General features: G+C 64.6%; 19 protein-coding genes. 8 read left to right on the plus strand and 11 right to left on the minus strand.

Annotated elements, in window-relative coordinates; translation table 11 throughout:
* Positions 1-38 precede the first annotated feature (38 nt).
* Both KVP70_RS09125 and KVP70_RS09130 read right to left on the minus strand, forming a co-directional pair.
* On the minus strand, positions 39-1,937 hold the full coding sequence (locus tag KVP70_RS09125; RefSeq protein ID WP_217941858.1) for a chemotaxis protein CheA: 1,899 nt from the start codon (positions 1,935-1,937) through the stop codon (positions 39-41).
* Complete coding sequence (locus tag KVP70_RS09130) at positions 1,937-2,761, minus strand: protein phosphatase CheZ (RefSeq protein ID WP_217941859.1); 825 nt, start codon at positions 2,759-2,761, stop codon at positions 1,937-1,939. The genes KVP70_RS09125 and KVP70_RS09130 overlap by 1 nt, the downstream gene beginning before the upstream one ends.
* 390 nt (positions 2,762-3,151) lie before the next feature.
* Between KVP70_RS09130 and KVP70_RS09135 the strand changes: the two genes are divergently transcribed.
* The 6 genes from KVP70_RS09135 (at position 3,152) to KVP70_RS09160 (ending at position 7,580) form a co-directional block, all read left to right on the plus strand.
* Complete coding sequence (locus KVP70_RS09135; protein WP_217941860.1) at positions 3,152-3,619, plus strand: universal stress protein; 468 nt, start codon at positions 3,152-3,154, stop codon at positions 3,617-3,619.
* Between the two features lie 93 nt (positions 3,620-3,712).
* Positions 3,713-4,357, plus strand: a complete 645-nt coding sequence (locus tag KVP70_RS09140) for a response regulator (protein ID WP_008450985.1) — start codon at positions 3,713-3,715, stop codon at positions 4,355-4,357.
* Between the two features lie 302 nt (positions 4,358-4,659).
* On the plus strand, positions 4,660-5,457 hold the full coding sequence (locus tag KVP70_RS09145; protein WP_217942161.1) for a Crp/Fnr family transcriptional regulator: 798 nt from the start codon (positions 4,660-4,662) through the stop codon (positions 5,455-5,457).
* 186 nt (positions 5,458-5,643) lie between these two features.
* A complete protein-coding gene (gene hemP, locus KVP70_RS09150) occupies positions 5,644-5,844 on the plus strand; it encodes a hemin uptake protein HemP (protein ID WP_217941861.1) in 201 nt (66 codons plus the stop codon).
* 87 nt (positions 5,845-5,931) lie between these two features.
* Positions 5,932-6,264, plus strand: a complete 333-nt coding sequence (locus KVP70_RS09155) for a hypothetical protein (RefSeq protein ID WP_217941863.1) — start codon at positions 5,932-5,934, stop codon at positions 6,262-6,264.
* A gap of 14 nt (positions 6,265-6,278) precedes the next feature.
* Positions 6,279-7,580 (plus strand): DUF2325 domain-containing protein, encoded by a 1,302-nt coding sequence (locus tag KVP70_RS09160; protein ID WP_217941864.1) that lies wholly within the window; start codon positions 6,279-6,281, stop codon positions 7,578-7,580.
* Positions 7,581-7,636: 56 nt separating this feature from the next.
* Here KVP70_RS09160 and KVP70_RS09165 read toward each other — a convergent pair whose 3' ends face one another.
* From KVP70_RS09165 to KVP70_RS09190, 6 genes are all read right to left on the minus strand, one after another.
* A complete protein-coding gene (locus tag KVP70_RS09165) occupies positions 7,637-10,381 on the minus strand; it encodes a TonB-dependent receptor (protein ID WP_217941866.1) in 2,745 nt (914 codons plus the stop codon).
* Positions 10,382-10,699: 318 nt separating this feature from the next.
* Positions 10,700-12,064 (minus strand): sulfite reductase subunit alpha, encoded by a 1,365-nt coding sequence (locus tag KVP70_RS09170; protein ID WP_217941869.1) that lies wholly within the window; start codon positions 12,062-12,064, stop codon positions 10,700-10,702.
* The gene (locus KVP70_RS09175) at positions 12,061-13,080 is read right to left on the minus strand and encodes an FAD:protein FMN transferase (protein WP_217941871.1); all 1,020 of its coding nucleotides are present in this window, start codon (positions 13,078-13,080) and stop codon (positions 12,061-12,063) included. The genes KVP70_RS09170 and KVP70_RS09175 overlap by 4 nt, the downstream gene beginning before the upstream one ends.
* Before the next feature lie 17 nt (positions 13,081-13,097).
* Positions 13,098-13,928 carry a DUF4198 domain-containing protein gene (locus KVP70_RS09180; protein WP_217941872.1) on the minus strand — a complete coding sequence of 277 codons (831 nt, stop codon included), beginning with the start codon at positions 13,926-13,928 and terminating at the stop codon, positions 13,098-13,100.
* An 8-nt stretch (positions 13,929-13,936) separates the two neighbouring features.
* A complete protein-coding gene (locus tag KVP70_RS09185; RefSeq protein ID WP_217941873.1) occupies positions 13,937-14,452 on the minus strand; it encodes a DUF2271 domain-containing protein in 516 nt (171 codons plus the stop codon).
* Between the two features lie 18 nt (positions 14,453-14,470).
* A complete protein-coding gene (locus tag KVP70_RS09190; protein ID WP_217941874.1) occupies positions 14,471-15,118 on the minus strand; it encodes a PepSY-associated TM helix domain-containing protein in 648 nt (215 codons plus the stop codon).
* A 169-nt stretch (positions 15,119-15,287) separates the two neighbouring features.
* Here KVP70_RS09190 and KVP70_RS09195 point away from each other — a divergent pair, with 169 nt between their 5' ends.
* Positions 15,288-15,785: a pyridoxamine 5'-phosphate oxidase family protein gene (locus KVP70_RS09195; protein ID WP_217941875.1), complete on the plus strand. Its 498-nt coding sequence runs from the start codon at positions 15,288-15,290 to the stop codon at positions 15,783-15,785.
* 62 nt (positions 15,786-15,847) lie between these two features.
* Here the strand turns inward: KVP70_RS09195 and KVP70_RS09200 are convergent, their stop codons facing one another.
* The 3 genes from KVP70_RS09200 to KVP70_RS09210 form a co-directional block, all read right to left on the minus strand.
* The gene (locus KVP70_RS09200) at positions 15,848-16,207 is read right to left on the minus strand and encodes a KGG domain-containing protein (protein ID WP_217941876.1); all 360 of its coding nucleotides are present in this window, start codon (positions 16,205-16,207) and stop codon (positions 15,848-15,850) included.
* A 171-nt stretch (positions 16,208-16,378) separates the two neighbouring features.
* Positions 16,379-16,585 (minus strand): hypothetical protein, encoded by a 207-nt coding sequence (locus KVP70_RS09205; RefSeq protein ID WP_217941877.1) that lies wholly within the window; start codon positions 16,583-16,585, stop codon positions 16,379-16,381.
* Between the two features lie 151 nt (positions 16,586-16,736).
* Positions 16,737-17,690, minus strand: coding sequence for an aldo/keto reductase (locus KVP70_RS09210; RefSeq protein ID WP_217941878.1), 954 nt, complete (start codon positions 17,688-17,690; stop codon positions 16,737-16,739).
* Positions 17,691-17,779: 89 nt separating this feature from the next.
* Here KVP70_RS09210 and KVP70_RS09215 point away from each other — a divergent pair, with 89 nt between their 5' ends.
* Positions 17,780-18,667 carry a LysR family transcriptional regulator gene (locus KVP70_RS09215; protein WP_217941879.1) on the plus strand — a complete coding sequence of 296 codons (888 nt, stop codon included), beginning with the start codon at positions 17,780-17,782 and terminating at the stop codon, positions 18,665-18,667.
* The last annotated feature ends 14 nt before the right edge of the window (positions 18,668-18,681 follow it).

The following is an 18,681-nucleotide window of genomic DNA, read 5'->3' on the forward strand; positions in this document are numbered from 1 at the left end:
GAACGCAGGCTTTTGGACTTTCTGGCCTAATCCTCTGACTAGGCCGCCATGCGTACACTACCTCGACATCCGTCCATTAGGAACGATAGGCCCACCACCAGCACCAGTTCGCCTTCGGCCGAACGCGCGGTGCCGGTAATGCCCTCGACGCTAATCGCGGTCATCGGTTTAATCACCAGGTCGGCGGTACCGTCGACCGCTTCCACCGCCAGAATGTACGGCTGTGGTGCAGCGACAACAATACCCACTTTCTCGCGGCAGCTCTCGTAGCCCAGCGAATCGGCCAGCGAACGCACCGGCAACGGACGGCCCTGGTCTTTCAGCACCGGCGCGCCGCCCACTTCCATGAACACTTCCGGCAGCTCGACCACGCGCTGCACCACGGCCATCGGCAACGCCAGCGCGGCGCCCGAGGTCGAGACCAGCATGGTCGGCACGATCGACAGCTCGATCGGCAGGCGGATGGCGAACTTGGTGCCCTTGCCCAACGCCGATTCGATGTGGATGGCGCCGCGGTTCTTCTCCACGGCGGTCTTCACCACGTCCATGCCGACGCCGCGGCCGGACACGCTGGAAGCGACTTCCTTGGTCGAGAAACCCGGCAAGAATACCAGCTGGAAGCATTCGTCGTTGGTCAGCTGCACCGATTCCGAGATCAGGCCCTTTTGCTGGGCCTTGGTGCGCAGCACCACCGGGTCCATGCCTTTGCCGTCGTCCTGAAGCACAATCATAACGCTATTTGCTTCCTGCCATGCTTTGAGCGAGATATAGGCCTTGGCCGGCTTGCCCGCCGCGAGGCGGTCTTCCGGCGATTCGACGCCATGGTCCAGCGAATTGCGCAGCATGTGCACCAGCGGATCGTACAGGCTGTCCACCACCACGCGGTCGACTTCGGTCTCCGCGCCTTCGATGGTCAGCTCGACGTCCTTGCCCAGGTCTTTCGCCAGTTCGCGCACCAGGCGCGGGAACTTCTGGAACAGGCGGCCGACCGGCTGCATGCGGGTCGCCAGGGTGGCGCGCTGCAGTTCGGTGGAGTAGCGCGAGGCGCGTTCCAGCGTTTCCGCCAGCGTCGCCATCAGGGTCTGGGCCTGGCCTTCGAACTTGAATTGCAGCAGGCGCTCCAGCAGCACGGCGGCCTGGTTGGCGGCCTGCACCGATTCGCCGGCCACTTCCAGCAGCGCGTCCAGCTTGACGGCGTCAACCCGGATCGATTCTTCCTTGGCCGGCGCGGCGTGCGGACGCTCTTCGCGTTTTTCGGCCGCTTCGCGCTTGGCGGGGCTGGAGCTCGGACCGGCGGCGTGCACGGCGGCGACCACGGCGGCCAGTTCGGCGGCCGGCAACGGGGCCGACGGCGCCTGCGCGACCGGAGCCGGCGCGGCTGCCGATGCGGCAGGTTTGGTGTAGCTACCGGCCGGCATCACGGCTTCGTACATGCCTTCCCAGTCCAGGCCGTCGGGCGACGGCGCGGAGGCGGGTACTGCGGCTGGGGCCGCAATGGCGGCCGCGGCCGGGGCAGGCGCCGGCGCGGCGGCCTTGGCCGGAGCAGCGGTGGTCTTGCCTTCGATGGCGTCGGTCAGGATGACTTCCAGATCCTTGGGCATGGCGGACAGGCTGTCCGGCTCGGCGCCGTTGTTCAGTTCGGCCAGCTGGTCGGCCACGAAGCCCGACGCCTGCAGCGCCGCCTCGATCGCGATCGGCGTCACCGGCGCGGCGCCGGTGCGCAGCGCGTCGAACAAGTTCTCGGTCAAGTGACATGCCGCCACCATCGCCGGCAGGCCCATGAAACCGGCGCCGCCCTTGATGGTGTGGAAGGAGCGGAACACCGCATTCAATGTTTCTTTATTGTCCGGGTCGCGTTCGAGCCGCAGCAGATGCTCTTCAACGTTGACCGCAAGATCCATCGCCTCGACGACGAAATCCTTGAGCATATCGTCCATTAGAATCCCAGGTCAGCAAGCAGGTCGTCGACATTGTCCTGGTTCAGCGCTACGGCTGGAGCCGAAGGGCCGGACATCAGGGACACCTCTTTTTGCGCGATTTTCTCGCGTACCGCCGGTGGTGCATTGTCGCGCAGCAGTTCTGCCAGTTCGTGCTCCACCGTCTTGGTGATGGTCACGACTTTCTTGATCAGCTGGCCGGTGATGTCCTGGAAGTCCTGGGCCATCATGATTTCCAGCAGGCGGGCTTTTTCCGCTTCGGTGGCCACCGACACGGCGGCCGCGAACGCTTGCGAGTCGCCGGCCAGCTGCTTGAACTGGTCCAGGCTCAGCTTGCCCGCGAACAGGTCGGCCCAGCGGGTTTCCATTTCCTTGGATTTTTTCGACAGCACGTCCTGCTCCGGCATGCCTTCGTCCAGGGTGTTGAGCACCTTGTTGGCGGCTTGTTCGGTCAGGGTGGCGACGTATTCGAGGCGGTCCTGGGCGTCGTTGATCTGCGACGAGGCCTCGGTCAGCGCCTTGTCGTAGCCCAGTTCGCGCAGCGAATCGTGCAGCAGGCGCACGATGCCGCCCAGGCGTTCGAACATCGGCTTGTCTTCGCCGTCGGCGCCGGCTTCGGCGGGCGCCGCGGCGGGCGCGGCGGCGACAGCGACCGGGGCGGGAGTGGCGGGCGCCGCATCCGCAGGTCGGGCCGAGGCCACTTCGTCGAACAGGCTTTCCAGGTCATCCTCGGCGGAAGCAGGCGCTGGAGCGGGCGCTGCCGTCTTGCTCTGAGCAGACACTTCATCAAATAGTGCGTCGAAATCGTCAGCGGCGTTGGTCATAATCCCTGCTTCTCCATAATTTGTAAAATTGCTGCCCTAAACTTGCATGCTTGTGATGACGCTCGGCAATATAACGCTCTTACCCGAGTGTAGCAGGGCGCAGCCAGATTATTCAATCCCAGAGTCGGGTCGCCTGCCCTGCGCTCCGGGTCCAAGCCAAGTTTCGTTGTATTTGGAGATACTAACATTGGTTAGATAGACAAAACACGCCTTGAGACACAAAAGTAGTGCTCGTGTGCAAAAAAAGCAGGTAAAAAGTATGAAAGCCAACACGCGTGCCTCAGCGCAAAGCGCTTTCATTTGATAATCATCAAGTCTTTCCATACTAACAATAATGTAAATCGGGGCTACAATTAAGAGCAGCCAGCTGGTTTTAACAGGAGGTTCATCATGTACCGCAAAATCTTGATTACCACCGACGGCTCCGCCGTTTCCAGCAAAACCGCCTGCGCCGGGGTGGCCTTTGCCGAACAGATGAAGGCCGAAGTGCTGGTGCTGTTCGTGGCGCCCGAGTACCAGTACCCGATCTACGTCGAAATCATCCCGCCCAGCTACCCGAGCGAGGACGAATACCGCGCCGCGATGCTGCGCGCCGGCAAGGAACATACGCAGGACGTGGTCGATTCCTGCGCCAAACGCGGCGTGCCGTGCGAAGCGCTGACGGTGTTTGCGGAAAGCGCGGCGCTGAAGATCGTCGATGTGGCGGAAAAACACCATTGCGACCTGATCTTCATGGGCTCGCATGGCCGCAGCGGCTGGGGCCAGCTGCTGCTGGGCAGTGTCACCAACAAAGTGTTGTCGCACGCCAAAACACCGGTGATGGTGCACCGCCTGATCAAGGAGCCCGGCAGCAAATAAAACGCGGTCGAGATGCTTTTTGTAGTAAGATCATAAGATTAGTTCAAACACAATAATACTTACTTTTAATTACTTTTTCTCTCAAGCATCTCTATGATTCGAATTGTCATTGCCGACGACCACACCATCATGCGTGAAGGTCTCAAGCGCATCCTCGACGGCGCTCCCGACATCGACATCGTAGGCGAGGCCATAGACGGCTTCGAAGTCCTAGGCCATGTGCGCCAGGGCGGTTTCGACCTGCTGCTGCTGGACTTGTCCATGCCCGGCCGCAGCGGTGTCGACCTGATCCGCCAGATCAAGGCGGAAGCGCCCAAGCTCGCCATCCTGATCCTGACCATGCACGAAGAGGAACAGTACGCGGTGCGCGCCATCCGCGCCGGCGCCCAAGGCTACCTGACCAAGGAAAGCGCCGGCACCCAGCTGGTCGGCGCGATCCGCAAGGTCGCCTCCGGCCGTCCCTACATCAGCACCGAAGTGGCCGAGCAACTGGCGCTGAACATCATGATGCCCAACGAAAGCCTGTTGCATAAACAACTCTCGGACCGCGAATTCGAAGTTTTTTCGCTGTTGGTGGCTGGCAAGTCGATCACTGAAATCGCCAACAGCCTGCACCTGAGCGTCAAGACCGTCAGCACCCACAAGACCCGCATCATGCAGAAAATGGGCATGAGCTCGCTCTCGGAAATGGTTCAATATGCCGTGGCTCATCGTCTGTTGTCCCCCTTCAAGACCTGATTTCCCCGTCCGTCGTTAGGACAACTCCTACATTGCTGCGCTGCGTCCTACGCGCATATTCAGCCATTGCTGATATCTATCTCCCCCCCTCGTTGGCATACTGAAACCATACGATACATGCTGCACGGCTACAGACACGTAGCACGTTGCCGTGCGTCACCACAACAGGAAACCAAGCAGCGCGGCACAGCCCAGTTCCCGTCCTTTCGAAAAGCAATACCTGTACACAGGAGATCACCATGCTGTCTACGCAAACGTCTGAAATTCGCCCGGCCACCACTGCGACCATGCAGTCCTCGTCGATGGAGGCGGGCCGTCAGCGTCAGGGGCGGCTCTGGTCGAACCTGAAGGAAGTCTGCGATTTGTTGCACATCCCGGCGGCCTGTTCGGTCACCAACGAGGAACTGCTGTTCCAGCACGTGCAGTTCAAGACGGGCCAGCGCATCCACACCATCGGCCAGCCCTTCGACACGCTGTACATCGTCAACTCCGGCTTCCTGAAGACGGTGCTTATCGACGAGTTTGGCAACGAACAGGTGCTCAGCTTCCCGATGAAGGGCGACATGCTGGGCGTGGACGGCATCCACACCCGCCACTACTCGTCCGAGGCGGTGGCCCTGTCCGACTGCGACCTGATCCTGCTGCCGTTCAAGAAGCTGACGGCGCTGGGCCGGGTCCACCTGGAGCTGGAAAACATGATGTACGGCGTCATGAGCCGCGAGCTGGTGCGCGAGCAAGCGATGATCGGCATGCTGGGCGCGCTCAGCGCCGAGGCGCGCGTGGCGCGCTTCCTGGTGGCGCTGGCCGAGCGCTTCGCCCAGATGGGCTATTCCAGCAAGCTGTTCAACCTGCGCATGACGCGCCACGAAATCGGCAGCTACCTGGGCCTGACACTGGAAACGGTCAGCCGCACGCTGTCGGCCTTCAACGAGATCGGCCTGATCAGCGTGGACCAGCGCACCATCGGCATCAAGGACCCGGAAGCGCTGAAAACCCTGCGTCGCCTGCCGCCCTCGCGCACCCGCGCCAAGCAGCTGGCGTCCGCCAAGACCAAGGGCGCCGAAAGCGACGCCCCGGCGCAATTGCTGGCGGCGCTGTGATGTAAGCGCCTCCCCCGCGCTCGCGAACCCAGCTTGGGCCCGGTCACTCCTGCCGGGCTCTTTTTTATGGCCACCGCCGGCGTTGCTATCCCCCCCCCCCCAAAAAAAATAACGCTTGCATTCCTACTGTGCTTCCACAATAATGAATGCAAATGCGAATCATTCTTATTCAAAGGACCCCCCTAGATGACCACCGCCCTGCCCGCCACGCCACCCGCCATCACCGCCCCCGCCGCGACCATCGTTGCCGCGCCGGCGATCCGGCCGGTCAAGCGCATCACCAGCGCCAAGCTGATGGATGACGGCCGTGAAATCGAGATCGAGCATTCGGGCCGCGTCTACCGCCTGCGCATCACCCAGCTCAACAAGCTGATCCTGACCGCCTGAGGTCCCCCTGGGCGCCACCGCGCCCGCCCCGCCCGAGTAGCCAGCCGCAAGCCAGCCAGACTTCCTCATTGAAACCAGGAGCGTTTGATGGCCATAGACCGTAGCAATCCGATTTTTCTCGCCCCCTCCCATGGCGGACACAATCCAGAACTGATGCTGTCCGCCGTGCTGCATCTGATGTCGCATTACACGGCCAGCAGCGACGCCGCCGGCGGCTGTGTCAAGCTGGCCTCGGTGATCGAACGCCACCTGAAGGCACTGGCCAGCCTGCCGGACCTGGCGCCGGTGCTCAGCGCCACTTGCCAACAGCTGTCCGAGCAGTGGGCCGGCGTGGTCGAGCGCCAACTGCCCACCCAGGAAAAGAGCAACTTCCTCAGCCGCATCATGGCGCGCGCGCGTATCGCGCCGGCCACGGTCTAAGGAGCGCCCCACTCATGTGCGACAAACACGATCCATTGGCGGCCATCATCGCCGCCGCCATGCCGCAAGTGGCCGGCACCCTGGCGCCCGCCTCCACCGCGCCGGCGCGCCCCGCCGAACAGCAGGTGCTCAAGCCCGCCATCACCAGCGTCATGGCGGCGCTGCGGCCGCAGGAGGACACGCACGCCTCGCGCCGCCGCCGGCTGTGGGAACTGGGTCATGCCTGCCATTGCCCGCTGGTCGGCGTCGGCTTCCCGCTGGGCGTGCTGCGCAAGCTGGTCGACAAAGTCACCTCGGGCGAGGTGCTGGCCGACGACTACGAGGTACACGTCGGCGCCGTCACCGAGTGCGGCAGCCGCAACCGCCTGTCGGAGGCGCTGCAAAAGGAACTGGAGCGCCGCTACGCCGCCGTGCTGCTGCGTTTCCGCGCCGCCAAGAGCACTGCGCAGGTCGCAGCGATGTGGAACACGGCGGTCGCCAACGGCGACGTCGCCGGCGCCTTCTGGGCCGGCCTGACGCATCCGCGCTGCAACGCCGAGCTGGAAGAACAGATGTGCCGCGACCTGCACATGGTGCAGCACCAGGCCGGCGCCTGCGTGCGCGCCGACATCAACAAATTCAACGCCACGCTGGCCGACAACGCGCGCCTGACACATGACCTGTCCAAGGCCCAGCAACGCGCCGCCGCGCTGCTGGCCGACAAGAGCGCGGACGCCGAAAAGCACGCGGCCCAGCTGATGCAACAGCGCGCGCAGGCGGTCGGCAAGGACAGCATGATCGACTCGCTCAAGGCCGAGCTGGAGCAGTTGCGCGAGTCCATCCCCGGCCTGGAGAGCCGCGCCAAACTGGCCGAACGGCTGGTGCAGATGGAGGAGCGCGAACGCGCCATGCGCAACCAGATCACCGAGCTGAAGCTGGAACTGGCGAAGCTGCAGACGGCGGCCGAACCGGCGCCGATACAGGAGGAAACGCGTCAGCTCGTCGAGCACGTGATGCGGATGCCGCTGAGCCTGAGCGACCGCGCGGTGCTGTGCGTGGGCGGGCGCAGCGGCAACGTCGCCACCTACCGCGAGCTGATCGAGCGCGAAGGCGCGCAGTTCGCCCACCACGACGGCGGCCTGGAAGACAACGCCAACCGCCTCGACGCCAGCCTGGCGGCGGCCGACCTGGTGATCTGCCAGACCGGCTGCATCAGCCACAGCGCCTACTGGCGCGTGAAGGATTACTGCAAGCGCACCGGCAAGCGCTGCGTGTTCATCGACAACCCCAGCATCTCCAGCCTGGCGCGCGGCCTGGGGCAAGCCGGCGCCGAATAAAAAAAGCCCCGACCAATACCACCGGTCAGGGCTTATCACACTACAGGATCAACAGCTTAGAACGCCAGCGCGCCGGTCAGGTAGACGGTGCGGCCGATCTGGTCCGCGTAGCGCGGGTCGAAGCCGACCTGGTGGCCCGACGAAGCGCGCAGCGACAGCGGCGGCTCACGGTCCAGCAGGTTCTTCACGCCCATGCGGATCGACGCGGTCTTGGTCAGCGCCAGCTTGCCCTGCCAGTCGATCGTCAGGTACGACGGCACCCACAGACGGATGCTCTCGTCCTTGCCGCTGTCGACGTTACGCACGGTCGTTTGCGCGTCCTGGTAGCCGTTGCGGTAGTTGGCGCTCAGCGTGTTGCTGACTTTGCCGGTGTCCAGCGTCAGCGCGGCGCGCACGATGTGGCGGAAGGCTACGCTGTTGTCGATGCCGAAGATGTTCAGGTCGCTGGTCCAGTCGCCGTCGGTGCCCGGACGGGTGTAGTCCGACTTCATCAGGTAGGTGCCGTTCAGGTTGGCCGTCAACTGGCCGAACGAGAACTTCTGGCGGCCCACCAGGTCGTAGTCGATACCCTGGTTGTGGGTCTTGCCGATGTTGATCGACAGGCGCTTCATCGCCCAGTAGGTGTTGCCGGTCGACGGTTCGGTGAAGGTGCTGAACAGCTCGCGGAACTTGGCCGGGTTGGCGAAGATCTGCTGCTCGCTGATCGACGACACGGCGTCGGTGATCTTCACATCCCACAGGTCGGCGCCGAACGAGAACGAGGCGTTAGGCTCGACGCGGAAACCGATCGAATACTGCTTGGAACGCTCAGGTTTCAGGTTCTCGTTACCACCGGACAGCATGTTGTACTGCGCATTGCCGGGGCGGCACAGATCGGTGCCTGGGAACGGGCAAGCATAGCTGTTGGCCGTAACACCAGAGCTGACCAGCGGCTGGCCGATGTCGGTCATGCTAGGCGCCTTGAAGCCGGTGCCGTAGGAGCCGCGCACCAGCACCGTCTTGACCGGCTGCCAGCGGGCCGACACCTTGTAGGTGCTGGCCGACTGGGTCTCGCCCATCTTGCGGTGGGCCAGCAGGTTGTCGATGCCGGCGATGCTGTCGTAGCGGCCGGCCACGGTCATTTCCAGTTCCTTGGTCAGCGGCGCCAGCAGCTCGCCGAACACGCCATACGAGGCGCGCTTCATGTCGTAGGCTGGCTGGGCGGTCAGGTTGTAGATCTTGCCGCCGACCGCGTCAGCCGACGGGGTCTGCTGGTAAGCGTACTCGCGGTAGTCGGCGCCGATACCCAGGTTGGCGGCGCCGCCAGGCAGCGTGAACACTTCACGCGAACCGTGCGCGTCCACACCCTTCAAGGTGGTCGACGCTTCGCGCACCGAGCCGTGGTAGATCGAGTTGGCGATCTGCGTCTTGGTGGCGTCGCTCTGGTTGCCGATCGGCGCGAACGGATTGAAGGCGTTGGTGGCCAACATGTCCTTGAATTCCTTGGTCATCGCGTAGCCGCCGACATAGCGCTCGTCGAGCTTGTTGCGCGACCAGGTCAGGCCGGTGCCGAAGCTCCAGGCGCCGATGTCGCCGTCCGCGCCCACCACCAGGTGCTGGGCGTCGGTGATGGTCTGGCTGTCGCGGGTGCCCCAGTCGTAGGTGCGGTAGCTGCCCGACACCTGCTTGACGTTGGCGGCCTGGGCGGCGGTCAGGTAAGGCAGCACGTAGCTGTTGTAGCGCTCCGAACCCGGCGTGATGGTGAACGGCGCGATGTTCTGCGCGATGCGCGCGGTCAGGTCCAGGCGCGACAGCGCCATTTCAGCAAACACGGTGATGTCGTCGCTGGCCTTGTACTGGGCCTTGGTGAAGAAACTGTCACGCTTGTTCTGCGGCGAGATTTCCACCGCCGGGGTGGAGTCGAACGAGCAGTTGTGGGTGTCGGCCGTGTTGTTCAGGCTCAGATAGGTCTGCTTAGGGCAGCTGCCGTTCTGCATCAGGTACGGGCTGAAACCGATAGGCGCCAGGCCTTTGTTGAAGGTCACGCCGACGTTGGCCGGTGCGGCCGCCGAGCTGGTGCGGTCGTAGATGTAGTGGTGGCCGTTGTAGTCGAACGGAACGTAGGAGGTCGACGCGAACGAACGGTCGGTCGCCTTGATCGGGCTCTGTTCATCGTGGCGGTAGGTCGCCAGGATGTTGTAGCGGTCTTCCTGCAGGTCGCCGAAGCCGTAGGTCAGGTTGGTGTTGTACGACTGGCCTGGACGGCCGCTGGTCGGCTGCGACCAAGTCGCGTCGATGGTGCCGCCGTGGGCGTTCTTCTTCAGGATGAAGTTGATCACGCCGGCGATCGCGTCCGAACCGTACAGGGCGGAGGCGCCGTCGGTCAGGATCTCGACGCGCTCAACCGCGCTCATCGGGATGGAGTTCAGGTTGATGGTGCTGCCCGAACCGGTCGGCGCAATGCGGCGGCCGTCCAGCAGGACCAGGGTGTAGCTCTCGCCGATGTTGTGGATCGAGGCCGAGACGATGCCGCCCGAGTTCGAGCCGGCCGCGGTGGCGGCGATGCTGAAGCCCTGCATCGCTGGCAGCGATTGGATCAGGTCGGCCACGGTGGTGGCGCCGGTCTTGGCGATTTGTTCCTGCGACAGGCGCTGCACTGGCAGCGCGCCTTCAACGGCGATGCGCTTGATGCTCGAGCCGGTGATTTCAACCTTCTGCATGGCCTCGTCTGCGAAGGCCTGGCCTGCGATCAGTACGGTGCCGGTCAGCACGCTCAGGGCGATGCGCACGGAGCGTACGCCGATTTTTTCTTGCAATACCATTCAAACTCCCGATTAAAAACATAAAAACCGAGAGCAATGCCTACACCGCTTTGAATCTACAGCAACCGCAATGATGCATGGAAGTTCAAGGAGTCGAAGTGGCCAACATTGCTCCTCGATAATGGAATTATCGGGCCTGATCGGACAATATGGTACATAGTTGAAACAAATTTAGAACAAACCTCACAAGTTCGAAATTTACGCCAATTTACAAAATTTTATTTCAATATGCGAAAATATTCTGATAAATAAAACGTAATATTTTATTATCACCAGAACAATCAAACTTGCACCGCATTGGTGCGTTGTAATAAAACGTCAATAAACATCGCGTCGATAGCGTCCGGCGGCGGCCAGCTGGTCCAGCGCCGCGCGGCCCAGGGCGGCGGCCAGCGCGGCGTCGACGCCGGCCGCCATGCCGTCCAGGCTGCCGCAGACGTAGATGGCGGCGCCGGCCGCGACCCAGGCCCGCACCTCATCCGCCTGCTCGGCCAGACTGTCCTGCACGTAGCGGCGCTGGGGCTGGTCGCGCGAGAACACCATGTCCAGTTTTTCCAGTTTGGCGTGCAAGTGCCAGGTCGCCAGTTCGTCGCGATAGTGGTAGTCGTGGGCTTCGTTGCGCTCGCCGAACAGCAGCCAGTTGCGGGCCCGCCCGCTCGCCGTGCGGGCCTTCAGGTGGCCGCGCAGGCCGGCGATGCCGCTGCCGTTGCCGATCAGGATCAGCGGCCGCTGTGCGTTGTCTTCCAGGCGGAAGCGGCGGTGCTGGCGCAGGCGCAGCTGGATCGCATCGCCCAGCGCGGCCTGCCGCGTCAGCCAGCCGGAGGCGGCGCCGTGGCTGCCGTCTTCATGCGTGTGCAGGCGCACCAGCAAATGCACGCGGCCGTCGGCCGGCATCGAGGCGATCGAGTATTCGCGGGCGCGTTCGGGATCGGATGGCGCCGATATCTGCACCAGGTCGCCCGATTCCCAGGCCGGCAGTGCGCCGTCCAGCGGTTCCAGTTCCAGGTGGTAGACCGGCGCGCCGGCGCTGCCCGGATTGAGCAGCTTGCGTTCGGCCAAGCACCAGTGGTCGAAGGCCGGCGCGCTCCAGTCCGGCGCATCGCTGGTGCCGGCCAGATGGCTGAGCTGCTGGCGCCAGGCGCCGATGGCCTCGGCCGAGCTGCGGTCGACCTCGATGCGCGGGAACAGGCTTTGCGCGCCCTGCGCCTGCAGCCACTGGTCCAGCGCGCGGCCGAAGCCGCAGAACTGGGCATAGGCGCTGTCGCCCAGCGCCAGCACGGCGTAGTGCAGTTGCGGCAGCGCCAGGCCGTTGGTCATCAGGCGGCCGGCGAAGGCCGCGGCGGCGTCCGGCGCATCGCCCTCGCCGTAGGTGCTGACCAGGAACAGGATGCGCTCGGCGCGTTGCAGATCTTCGGTGTGCAGTTCGGACAGCTCGCTCATCTGCGCGGCAATGCCGGCCAGCCGCAGGGTCGCCAGCGTCTGCCCGGCCAGGTCCTCGGCGTTGCCGGTCTGGCTGGCATAGGCGACGATCCAGCCGGGGGTGGCGGCAGCTTCGGCCTTGGCACGCTGCGCGGCCACGCGCTTGCGGCGCGTGCGCAGGTAAGGCGCCAGGCACACCAGCGCATAGCTCATGGCCAGGCTCGCTACCAGCATCAATCGGGTGGGGTCGTTGGTCCAGATCATTCGTCGAGCATGCTGCGTAAATGGGTACTCATGTGTTCGGTAAAGCCGCCGTCGCGCCGGCGGGCGACGAGGCGCACCGCCAGTCCTTGTTGTTCGGCCAGGCGCAGGCCGTGTTCGCAGCCCAGCACCGTCAGCGCGGTGGACCAGGCGTCGGCCGCCATGCATTGCGGATGGACCACGGTGACCGAGGCCAGGTCGTTGGCGATCGGCATGCCACTGCGCGGATCGATGGTGTGGGAATAACGCTGGCCGTCCAGTTCGAAATAGCGGCGGTAGTCGCCCGAGGTCGCCACCGACAAGCCGTGCAGCGCCAACACCAGTTCGTCCAGCTGCAAGGCTGCGTTATCGGCGCTATCGGCCACCTGCTCCAGCGCCACCCACCACGGCTGGCCGTCCGGCTTGACGCCGGCGCCGCGCAGCTCGCCGCCGACTTCGAGCAGGCAATGCGCGTAACCCTGTGTCTTCAAAAAATACGCCAGCCGGTCCACGCTGTAGCCCTTGGCCACGGCCGACAGATCCAGCTGCACGCCGCCCGGCTGCAAGGCGCGGCGGCCTTCGCGTTCCAACAGCAGGGGTTGCGACGCCAGGACCGCGCTGATGTGCGCGGCCGACGGCGGCACGAAATCCGACTGGTCGAACCTGCCGTGCGGGCCGAAGCCCCACAGGTTGACCAATGCGCCGGCGCAGGGATCGTAGGCGCCGCCCGACGCGCGGGCCACGTCCAGCGCGAACGCCAGCACGTCGAAAAACGCCGGCGGCAACTGCCGCCAGCTGCCCGCCTCGGCCCGGTTGAAACGACCGAGGTCGGAATCGCTTTCCCAGTGGCTCATTTCCGCCACCACCGCGTCCAATTGCTGCTGCAGCCCTTGCTGCAGATGGGCGCACGCATCCTCCGGCGCGGCCACCAGCCGCACCGACCAGCTGGTGCCCATGCTGCGCCCGCCGAAATCCCGGATCACGCCGCCGGCGGGGGCCGGCTCGTCGGCGACGACATGGGGCAGCAATACACGGCGCATGGCGAGCGTACCGCGCCCTATTGCGGCAGGATTTCCACCGTCGCCGCGTAGCTGACGCGGCGCGGCGGCATTTGCGGCGGCTGGCCCGGCGCTTGCGGCGCCGCAGCCGGCCAGGCGCTGCTGACCAGGTACACGCCGGCGGCCGGCAGCTCGAACGTCGCTTCGCCGTTGGCGTCGGCGTTCTTGCGCAGCTCGCCCAAGGTGCCGCGATAGCGCACGCCGCCCGGGATCAGGCTGAAGCCCTGGTTGGCGGCCGGCTTGCCGTCCAGCAGGAAGCGCCAGGTGGCCTTCTCGCCCGCGCGCATATCGTTCGGGTGCGTCACCGGCACCAGCTCCAGGCCGACGCCGGTCGGCTTGAACACCGCCAGGTCCGGCGCGCCGGTCGAAACAAAAGTCTCCAGGCGGCTGTGCATGCGGGTCAGCTTGACGTCGCTCGCATCGGCCGGCACATCCTTGGCCAGCGTTTCCTCGCTGCCGCGGAAGCGCTTCATCTCGCCTTCCTTGTTCTTGTAGCTGCCCGACACGCCCTGCGTCACCAGCGCGATCTTGTAGGTACCGGGTTTCGGCAGCTTGAGGTCGAAGGTGTTGCGCAGCTTGCCGTTGTTGACGTTTTCCATGGCCAGCTTGCCGCCGTCCGGGCCGGTGATGACGATGCCGTCCAGCTTGAGCGGCTGGTGGTCAATATCGAACAGGCCTTCCGAAATGGCGGCGTCCACGGTCAGCCAGGCTTCCTTGCCTTCGACGATGGTCGACGACGGCAGCAGCCACGGCTTGTGCGCCTGCGCGTTCAGCGATACGGCCGACAGGCCGGCCAGCGCCAGGGCGATCAACGATTTATACAGTTTCATGGACAGCCTTAAGGTTTGAGTTGTACCACCACGGCGCCCAGTTCTTCCTTGCCCTGGCCGCTCACGTTCTGCGCCGACTTCGGCGGCCACTGCAGCGGCACCTTGACCGCTTCGCGGCCGCCGGCTTCGCGCGCCGCCTCCACCACCAGCGTGTACTGGCCGGCCGGCAGTTTGTCCAGCGCCGCCTTCGCGCCCGGGAAGGTCAGCGTCTGCTCGCCCGGCGCCCTGGTCGCGCCGCTGACGCCGTCCATCGGCATTTCCACGTCGCGCCCGCTCTTGCGCCACCACTGGCGCACGTCCTTGAGCCACTTGGTGCCGGCGTTGTCCTTCTTCTTGACGTCGTACAGCACGGCCAGGTTGGCGACCACTTTCTGGTCGGCGTTCTCCAGCCACGCGGCGATGTAGGGACGGTGGTATTCAGCCACGTTCAGTTGCGGCACGTCGAGTTTGAGCGCCAGCTCGGCGCCCATGGCCGTGGCGCTGGCCAGCGGCAGACTGAGGGCGATGGAATAGCGTAATTTCATGGAGGACCTGTGGTGAATTTAATGAATGAACAGCAGCGCAATGACAAAGGGAATCAGGATGCCCAGGCCCACCATCGGCCAGGTGAACGGCCGGTTGGCCGCGTGGAATTTCAGGATCAACAAACCGGTGATGCAGAACACCAGGCAGGCGCCGGCAAAGATGTCGATGAACCAGTTCCAGGCGGTGCCGGTGTTGCGGCCCTTGTGCACATCGTTGAGCCAGGAGATCCAGCCGCGGTCGGTGTTCTCGAATTCGGCGGCGCCGTCCTCCAGCGCGATGCGCACCCAGGCGTCGCCGCCGGCCTTGGGCAACGGCAGGTAGACTTCATCGGTGGCCCACTCGGCGACGCGGCCGCCGGCCTGTATCTTCCAGGTGTCGCGCAGCCATTGCTCGGCGGCGGCCGGCAGCGGCTGCCTGGCGCCGTCGTGGTCGGCGGCGTAGGCGCGCAGCTGCGCCGTCAGCGCGGCCGGCGCGCTGGCCTGCTGGCGCACGACGGCCGGCCTGGCCTCGATCTGCGACGAGTGGTTGAGCGTGATGCCGGTAATGCTGAACAAGAACATGCCCATCAAGCACATCGCCGAACTGACCCAATGCCATTGGTGCAGATGCTTGAGCCATACGGCACGGCTGGCGTTGCGGGCGGAGGCTGCGGCTTGGGCGCTCAAGGGCTATCCTTCAATCGGTGAAAAGTAGATGATAATGATTATCATTTGCAAAGTCAATCGCCAGCATGTATCGCCAATGTAAAACTACGTGAAGTCACGCACGGTGATTCCGCCGCCATGCGGCTAAGGTGAAGCATCACCCTGTCCCCCATCTTCACGGAGGCGCATCATGCCGCTCTACAATCAGGAACAAATCACCACGCTGGCCGCCAAGATCAAGGATGTGCGCTTCGGCATGTTCACCACCTGCGACGACGAGAACGTGCTCAGCAGCCGCCCGCTGGCGCCGCAGCAGATCGACAACGAAGGCAATCTGTGGTTTTTCACTGCGGACGATGCCGACTTTACCTTCGCCATGCAGCACCATCCCGGCGTCAACATCAGTTTTTGCGATCCGGCGGAGAACCTGTACCTGTCGGTGTCCGGCCAGGCCAGCCTGTTGAAGGACCGCGCCAAGGCGCGCGAGCTGTGGCGTCCGATGACGCGCAGCTGGTTTCCCGGCGGCCTGGACGATCCGCACCTGGCGTTGATACGGGTGCGCATCCAGACCGCCGAATATTGGGATGCCGGCGCCAGCAAGATGAAGCAGCTGTTCGAACTGGCCAGGGCCGCCATCGGCGGGCGCACGCCGCAGCAGACGGGGCCGCATACGACGATCTGCCTGTAACGCCGACAAAGAAAAACCGCCCGCACGAAAACCTGTGCGGGCGGCCAACTATCGATCCAAGCTTAGGACTTGGCGCTGGAACCGCTCGACGATCCCGAACGGCTGGAACCGCTGCGACCGCCCTTGCTGCTGTCGTCCTCGTCGTCCTTGCTGCCGCTCTGCGATGCGCTGCCCGGTGAGCTGCTCTGGCTGCTACGCGCATCGTTCTTGTGGCTCATGCTGCCGGCGCGGCGCGCTTCTTCGGAAGTGAACTCGTGCGCCGTGCCTTTCTCGTGGGCCGCACGGCCGCCTTCGGCCGCGATCTCACGCTGCTGTTCCGGGTCCATGGACGCGAAGCCGCGCTTGCTCGTGTCCTTTTGCTGGCTGCCCGACTTGTCGCCCTGCTTGCTGCCCTGGTCATTGCCTTGGTTGGAAGTTGCCATGATGGTCTCCTGGTGAAAACTATCGCTAACTGATCCTGTTTGCTACACAGGAGTAGCCATCGTAGTGCACGACCCAGCCGCACAATATAGGACGCTTGCAGCCAGCGACGTAGGACCATTCCTTGTACCAGTTGGTATGCCTAACCGAATGTCCCTCACAACGGCGCCGGTTCAGACGCAATCGATGAATTCCGTCATGAAGCACACGTTGTCGTTCACCTCCTGATTGATGAAGACCTGCTCCTCGCCCACCATCAGCATGGCCTGGATCTCCGGCGGCAGCCTTGGCGGCCCGTACGGCACTGCTTTTTCTCCGTTGCTCGATATTCTTTGTTTCCCCTGACGCGGTAAGACGGCGTTCTTTTTTCTGGTCGACATATGTTATCCGTTTTCGATGGTCAACAAACGCGCGCGGCGCGTGGGCCGCAGCGCACTGCCTCCAAGAGTAGCGCGAGCCGCGCGCGCGCGCCATCGGAGGCTGCCTACAACGAACGTAGGAGTGTCTCGGAAAACGGCTAGGAATCGCTCATCAGGAGTTGAGTCCCTTCATGCCCTCCTGCGGATAGCGCGCGCCGGCGGCGATACCGGGCGGCAGCGCCGCGCCGATGCGGGCCAGCTCTTCCGCACTGAGCTGCACGCGCAGCGCGCCCAGGTTCTCCAGCATGTAAGGGATGCGCTTGGTTCCAGGGATGGGGACGATGTCGTCGCCCTGCGCCAGCAACCAGGCCAGCGCCAGCTGGGCCGGCGTGCAGCCCTTGGCGCCGGCGATCTCGCGCACGATGTCGACGATGCGCTGGTTGGCGGCCCGGTTTTCCTCGGCAAAGCGCGGACTGAACTTGCGGAAATCGCCCTCTTCCAGCGGCACCGCTTTGCCGGTCAGGAAGCCGCGGCCCAGCGGGCTGTAGGCGCAGAACGCGGCGCCCACTTCGCGGCAGGCTTGCAGCACGCCGTCTTCCGGGTCGCGCGTCCACAGCGAGTATTCGCTTTGCACGGCGGCCACCGGATGCACGGCGGCGGCGCTGCGCAAGGTGGCCGGCGACACTTCACTCAGGCCGATGGCGCCGATCTTGCCCTGGCGGACCAGTTGCGCCAGGGCTTCCATCGACTCTTCCAGCGGGGTTTCCGCCAGGTTCAAACGATGCATATAGTATAAATCGATATGCTCGATATTCAGCCGGCGCAGCGAGGCCTCGCAGGCCGCGCGGATGTAGGCCGGCGAGTTGTCGATGCGGCGCTCGTAGTTGCCGGCCTTGCGCACCAGGCCGAACTTGGTGGCCAGCGTCACGTGCTCGCGCTTGCCGCGCAGGAAGCGCCCCAGCAGCTCTTCGTTATGGCCGACACCATACGAATCGGCCGTGTCGAACAGCGTCACGCCCGCCTCGTAGGCGGCCTCCAGCGTGGCCAGCGATTGCGCGTCGTCGGTGGCGCCGTAGAACTCCGACATGCCCATGCAGCCAAAACCCAAACCCGATAATTTCTTCATGCGGAACTCCGTTGTTGGTCAATGGAGGCGAGTCTAGCCAGTGTGCGCGGCAGGCGGAATGTGCAAAATCGTGATACCTTTTCAGTATCATGAGAAAACTCGATACCCACGCCTTGCAGATGTTCGTCGCCGTCGCGCAATGCCTGAACTTCCGCCAGGCCGCCGAGCAGCTGCACATGACGCAGCCGCCGTTGAGCCGCGCGGTGCGGCAGATGGAAGAGCGCCTCGGCGTCAAGCTGTTCGAGCGCGACACCCAGCACGTGGCGCTGACGCCGGCCGCCGCCGAGCTGCTGCCGCGCGCGCTGCGCATCCTGGCGCTGCTGGACGAAGCCGAACAGGCGCTGCAAGCGCCCCAGCCCGCCGCGCGGCTGCGGCTGGGCATGACATCGTCGATGGAGTCCGACCTGTACCGCGCCTTTACCGACGGCGTCTCGGCCGCGCTCGGCGGCGCCGGGGCCGCGCTGGACACCGTGTTCGACGCCTCGCCGCGCCTGGTGGCCCGCCTGCGCGCGCGGCGGCTGGACGCGGCCATCATCGCGCTGCCGACCAAGACCTTCGACCTGCCCGTGCTGCAACTTGGAAAACAGCCAACCCTGGTGGCGCTGTCGAGCCGCCATCCGCTGGCCAAGCGCCGCAGCCTGGCGCTGGCCGACCTGCAAGACCAGCCGGTGTACTGGTTCGAGCGGGCGCGCCAGCCGGCCTTCTTCGACCACAGCCACGCGGTGTTCCGCAAGCACGGCTTCGCGCCGCGCTTCCTGCTGGAGCCGCACGACCATCACGTGCTGCTGAGCGACGTCGCGGCCGGCAAGGGCATGGCGCTGCTGCCGGCCTCGTTCGCGGCGATCAGCCGCAGCGGCGTGTCCTACCGCAAGCTGAAGGAAGGCGAGGAACTGGCCGCCGGCCTGGGCCTGATCGTCGCCGAAGGCCACCCGGCGGCCGCCCTGCTGCGCCGGCTGGCGACCGCAACCCTGGGCTGACCGGCAGCGCGGTG

Source organism: Duganella violaceipulchra (assembly GCF_019166075.1).
GTDB classification, from domain to species: Bacteria; Pseudomonadota; Gammaproteobacteria; order Burkholderiales; family Burkholderiaceae_D; genus Rugamonas; species Rugamonas violaceipulchra.